General features: G+C 43.7%; 6 protein-coding genes. 4 read left to right on the top strand and 2 right to left on the bottom strand.

Annotated features, from left to right (window positions below; translation table 11 throughout):
• The first annotated feature begins 892 nt into the window (after positions 1-892).
• The 4 genes from AC5JM2_RS01935 to AC5JM2_RS01920 all read left to right on the top strand — a co-directional run bounded on the left by AC5JM2_RS01935 (position 893) and on the right by AC5JM2_RS01920 (position 3,298).
• Entirely contained in the window at positions 893-1,045 is a 153-nt protein-coding gene (locus AC5JM2_RS01935; protein WP_495833228.1) for a hypothetical protein, read from the top strand.
• Positions 1,046-1,335: 290 nt separating this feature from the next.
• Positions 1,336-2,370 (top strand): protein rep, encoded by a 1,035-nt coding sequence (locus tag AC5JM2_RS01930; protein WP_495833227.1) that lies wholly within the window; start codon positions 1,336-1,338, stop codon positions 2,368-2,370.
• 108 nt (positions 2,371-2,478) lie between these two features.
• Positions 2,479-2,868, top strand: coding sequence for a hypothetical protein (locus tag AC5JM2_RS01925; protein ID WP_495833226.1), 390 nt, complete (start codon positions 2,479-2,481; stop codon positions 2,866-2,868).
• 157 nt (positions 2,869-3,025) lie between these two features.
• Positions 3,026-3,298, top strand: coding sequence for a hypothetical protein (locus AC5JM2_RS01920; RefSeq protein ID WP_495833225.1), 273 nt, complete (start codon positions 3,026-3,028; stop codon positions 3,296-3,298).
• A 63-nt stretch (positions 3,299-3,361) separates the two neighbouring features.
• Here AC5JM2_RS01920 and AC5JM2_RS01915 read toward each other — a convergent pair whose 3' ends face one another.
• Positions 3,362-3,793, bottom strand: coding sequence for a hypothetical protein (locus AC5JM2_RS01915; RefSeq protein WP_495833224.1), 432 nt, complete (start codon positions 3,791-3,793; stop codon positions 3,362-3,364).
• Between the two features lie 121 nt (positions 3,794-3,914).
• A partial coding sequence (mobQ, locus tag AC5JM2_RS01910; RefSeq protein WP_495833223.1) for a MobQ family relaxase occupies positions 3,915-4,892 on the bottom strand: 978 nt, incomplete at its 5' end.

Genomic DNA, 4,892 nt, shown 5'->3' with positions numbered 1-4,892 from the left:
ACGCGGTGGCAGCTTGCCCCTTGCCACGAGAAATAATCTTGACGCTCAGGTGATAATGTCCTTCCTGTGCCATGATGCAACCCTGTGAATTTTCTGGTCAGGAATGGGAGTCCAGAGGGCTAGCCCTCTGGCACGCAAAAACCCGACGGCATAGCCGGAAAATATCTGATGAAATTCGATAGAATTTTAGCAGATATTTTAGGGTTTTATAAGCGTGCCCTTCATTCGCCAGGGGGGCTTTGGGGTTGACTGCTTGTTTTTTGCGGGTGCAACAGAGAAAGGTTCAGCGGATACCGGGTCTGATGGTGATATATCTATGAGGATTTCATTCCCTTGGTGAGACGGGAAGCCCTGACATTCCCTCGGAGCCGACACCTCCAGAACAGCAACGCGCACAGGGCGGGTCAAGAAAAATAGGAGCTGCTGCACCGCATTTTTCTTGAGGCGAGCGAGCACGTTGCTTCCCTGGGAAAGGGATAGAGGACTGCTAAAACGTCATCGTTAGTCGAGAGCGTGGGATGGACTAGCAAAGACAGCGTAGCGAAGTGGAGTGGAGTAAGCGGAAGGCGTGAAGCGGCTGTAGCGAGCGAAACGAAACGAAGCGAAGTGTCGTGCTGTTCATCCCACGCAATGCCGCACCCCCTAAGAGTGGGGGGAGGACGATGGCACGGTAGGGGGTGCGGCAGTCTTGCAGGTGCTTTGAGTAAGCGCGTTTTCACCACTCAAAAACGAACTGCACCGGCAAGACAGATGTAAAAAGCCCGAAGGGCAACGATAGTGGGGTATGCCAGGGCGGGGGAGGATGTGGCGAGCCAGTTTAGAATCGTTTGTTTTTTGACCCCTGAAAAATTGTGTTTAAATGAGGCAAAGCGTCAGAGGCGGTATTTAGATTATGCACCAGATATCTGACAATCAGCGGTTAACAGAGCGCAGTGACAAATTGATAGCTGATAGTAAGCAACTAAGAGCAGATAGCACCGTGCTAAAAATTGCATCCGAAAAATTGAAATATCGTAGTCATAAAATACTGGCGAAAAAGAAATAATGGTAGTTGAGGTTTAAAATAGCTCTATACGCCCCGTAAAGGGGTCTAGGAGACGCTCTAGGGGGTAGTTGGCTACCAGACTAGCTAAAATGCTTTTAACCCCCCTAGAATCGCGTTTAAACGGGGCAAAATCCAGAAGCTATTCCTTGTATTTATACCTTAGAAATAACTCGCCAGTTTTAAATGTGCCTCAAAGCCAGGTTAGACAAGGCTTTGAATAGGATTTGACAGATAAACGTAAAACCCCCTAGAATCTGGGTTGCGAGACCAACAAATAACTAGGGGGTTTTATGACTTTAACCGCCGGCTGCGAAACAGCAGCGGCATATGAACCCATATTAGGGCAAAATTCTTTAGATGTCGAGTATCTGACAGATTATTCAGAGAAAGACAAGCCCTGGGATAATCACCGTCAGCTTTCAGAGCGAATAGCAGAGCATTATAGCCATTCACCCCATGAATGGCAGCGTAAATATGCAAAGCGGATTTCAGAATGTGCGCCGATTCTGGAATATGGATGGGTTACGGATGCTCAAACAGGGGAAATGCAGTTAAGGCTTTATCATGCTTACCTTTGTAGAGTGAGGTTTTGCTCATGTTGTCAGTGGCGTAAGTCGATGAAATGGAAGTACCGGATTTATTCTGTGTTGCCCGAGATTGAGAAAAAATATTCGGGTTATAGATGGATATTTTTAACTCTAACGGTAAAAGACCCGCCTCTTGAAGACTTGAAGGATTGCTTGGGTCGTATGCGAGCCGCATGGAAGAACTTACAGCGATATAAGGATTATCCAGCAATAGGGGCAATTCGTGGGTTGGAAATCACCAAGGATAAAGATAGAAATCCTCACCCTCATTTTCATGCCTTATTGCTTGTTCCACCTTCTTATTTTGGAAAGAAATATATCAATCAAAAGCAATGGATAGCTCTTTGGCGTAAAGCTTTGAAAATTGACTATGACCCGAATGTAGATGTTAGGAGTGTGAAACCAAAAAAAGGAACAGAGGGAGAGAATGCTGCTATCAGGTCGGCGGTAGCAGAAGCATTAAAATATTCTGTGAAGTCGGATGAATTAGCGAATGACCCGGATTGGTTATACCAGATGACTGATATTTTGCATGGGGTGAGAATGGTAGAAGTTTTTGGAGAGCTTCGACCATTTTTTCGTGAATTGGAAAAGGAAGAAGATGACCTTGTACATTTAGAAGATGACCCTGAACAATCGGGTAATCAGGGGGGAGAGTTCTTTAATTGGATGACATTGAAGAAGCGATACGGAAGAAAGAAAAAGTCAATTGATGCTGAATTAGCGAATGAGGTTTGACTTGTTAAATTAAATAATCGTTACAGTAACTTCGTTATGGAATGTGACGAAGTGAGACGGATGTATTTTACACTTGGGACGGCAGGAAAAGCAGTAGGAAAAAGTAAAATGTCCATCTTGAGAGCGATAAAAGATGGTCGTCTTTCCTATGTAGAAAAGACTGATGCCGGATATAAGATTGACCCGGCGGAGTTGTTCAGAGTTTTTCCGCCCGTAACAGACAGTGTTATAGGTGATGATGTATCTCGTGACGATGCGTTACAGGGTTCGATACAGGGTGTAACGTCTTTTTCTGCTTTGATTTTTGAGGAGAGATTAAAGGCGTTACAGCAGAGAATTGAGGATAAAGAAAAGCAGCTAGAGGAATTGAGAACTGACCGTGACCGCTGGCAGCAGCAAGCGGATTACTGGCGGCAGCAGGCAACAGGCTTGCTTGGGTATAGACATTCGGTTGGGTGGTTTCGGTCGTTGTTTACTAAGAAAATAGCGACTTTCTGATTATGATATACGTTTTCAAAATCAGATTGCTAAGGGAGAATGTCTCTAAAGAATCTCGCGTTTTGAATATGATAAACGTTTTCAGAAATATTGTCCGGTACAGGATTTTGTGCTATAATGAAATTGTAGTACGAAATCAAAATAGAGGTAAAAGCTCATGCCAAGGGGTGGGGCGAGAGAGGGAGCAGGACGTAAGCCGAAATATGGGGAACCGACGAAATTAAGGCGGGTTCCGGTGAGTTTCACAGCGGAGGATGTAGAAGCGGCAGTAAGGGCAAGGGGGATAATTAAGGAATTAACGGGACTGGTAGAGGAGTGGCACAACCAGGCACAAGAAGCGGCAAGTCAAAGTATGACAGGTAAACCGCCGAGAACATATGATAAAGCATTGAAGTTGTTGGAAGAATTAAGTGAGTTACTTCCTAATTAATGTTTAAATGGGCAATCGCCCTTTAACCTTTTGAGATAGGCTTAAGGGCGATTATTAAAAAGCTTAGAGAGCGTTAATCATGAATTTTTTAACTGGAGTATTCCACTCTGCTAGCTTGTAGCAGATTGTCGAAATCAGTTCGTCTGCATGGCTTCTAACAATTTTAGGTTGTTCTTGATTAATGAATACAACAAAGACTTCTTCATAGGGTTTAATCTCTCCTTTAAAATCTGAGGAGATAATTTCATGTAGAAGCCAGCCATTACCTGCATTACAGCCATATTCGTATACTGGCTCAAATGCTGGTTCGTCTTCTATTAGTTCCACTAACTTATCTTCTTTGTTAGGTTTAATGATAGCTTCCTCAATCAAATTTCTAATAAAGTCAAAAGCATTGTCTTTACCAATAGATTGTTTAAGAGTGCAGTCATTAATTTCTTGTTTGGTGAAAGTGAAATAGAACTCGTAACTTTTATTGTCAGAGAGTTTTTTCACAAAAATATCCATGATGATTTACCTCGAAAGGAAAGTATGAGGTAAAGTTGTGCTATTTTATTTGGTATGTAATTGATAAAAAATACTCATAAATAAGAGCGTATTTATTATTACTTAGAATTTATCTTTCAGGTTCCCAGTCTCTTTCTTTTTTGTCCTTATTGGGCTGGCTACCTCGTTCCCGTTCACGATACTCCTGCCAGAATTTCAATAACTCCCGTTGGTCTTCGGTAAGTTCCTGTGCCGCTTGGGTAGGCTGTGGCTCTGGTATGGTCGGACTGCTTTCCTTTACTTTCGGTGTTATCTGCTGCGGCTTTCTTTCTTGTTGTTCGCGTTTCTGTTTTTCCTCTTCCTTAGCGAGTTGACGTTTTAAGTCTGCCAATTCGCGATTAAGTTTTTTGAGTTCGTTGTTCTGTTTGGCTTTATCCGGCATGGGGTATCTAAGCGGATGCTTCTCTGCTTTCTTTCGCATTTGTGCAACCTGCATAGATTCATTAATCGGCGCTCGGTCTTCGATGCCGCGTTCTTTAAAACTGCGATGGTCAACCTGCATATCTAACCCGGCTTGTTGAAGAGCACGGTTATTGTGATTAGCCCAGGCAGATCGCCACTGCTTTAGAAGTTCTTTTCGGTTCCACTCAAGGCACTTATCCCCGAAGTTATCCCCCTTAATTTTACGCATCGTGAGAAGGATATGTGCATGAGGATTATGAGAATCTTGACCGGTGAAATTGTGATAAGTGATGTCTGCAATCATGCCCCGGCTGACAAATTCTTGTTTAACAAATTTGCGTACCAGTTCGGTCTTCTGTTGGTGGGTTAATTCCTTGGGAATGCTCAACTCAATTTCACGGGCTAACTGTGCATCGAAACGCTTCTCTTTCTTTTCGATAGCATTCCATAACTGGCTGCGATTTTTCATCCAATCGGGGGCGTTATCAGGAGCAATGAGTTCTGCTTGATAGATGGATTGCTTGCGCGTGTAGTCGAAGGTTTTACCAAGTTGTTCATCAGTGATTTTTTCACCGGAGCGATAGGCAGCGGACGCGGTGGCAGCTTGCCCCTTGCCACGAGAAATAATCTTGACGCTCAGGTGATA

The organism is Brasilonema angustatum (assembly GCF_059505445.1).
The sequence above is the reverse complement of the archived record's forward strand: the minus strand, read 5'-3'. Positions and strand labels throughout refer to the sequence as shown.

Coding starts and splice junctions, on each gene's coding strand:
- AC5JM2_RS01925 (WP_495833226.1), top strand. CDS start 2,479: ATGTCCATCTTGAGAGCGATAAAAGATGGTCGTCTTTCCTATGTAGAA.
- AC5JM2_RS01935 (WP_495833228.1), top strand. CDS start 893: ATGCACCAGATATCTGACAATCAGCGGTTAACAGAGCGCAGTGACAAA.
- AC5JM2_RS01920 (WP_495833225.1), top strand. CDS start 3,026: ATGCCAAGGGGTGGGGCGAGAGAGGGAGCAGGACGTAAGCCGAAATAT.
- AC5JM2_RS01930 (WP_495833227.1), top strand. CDS start 1,336: ATGACTTTAACCGCCGGCTGCGAAACAGCAGCGGCATATGAACCCATA.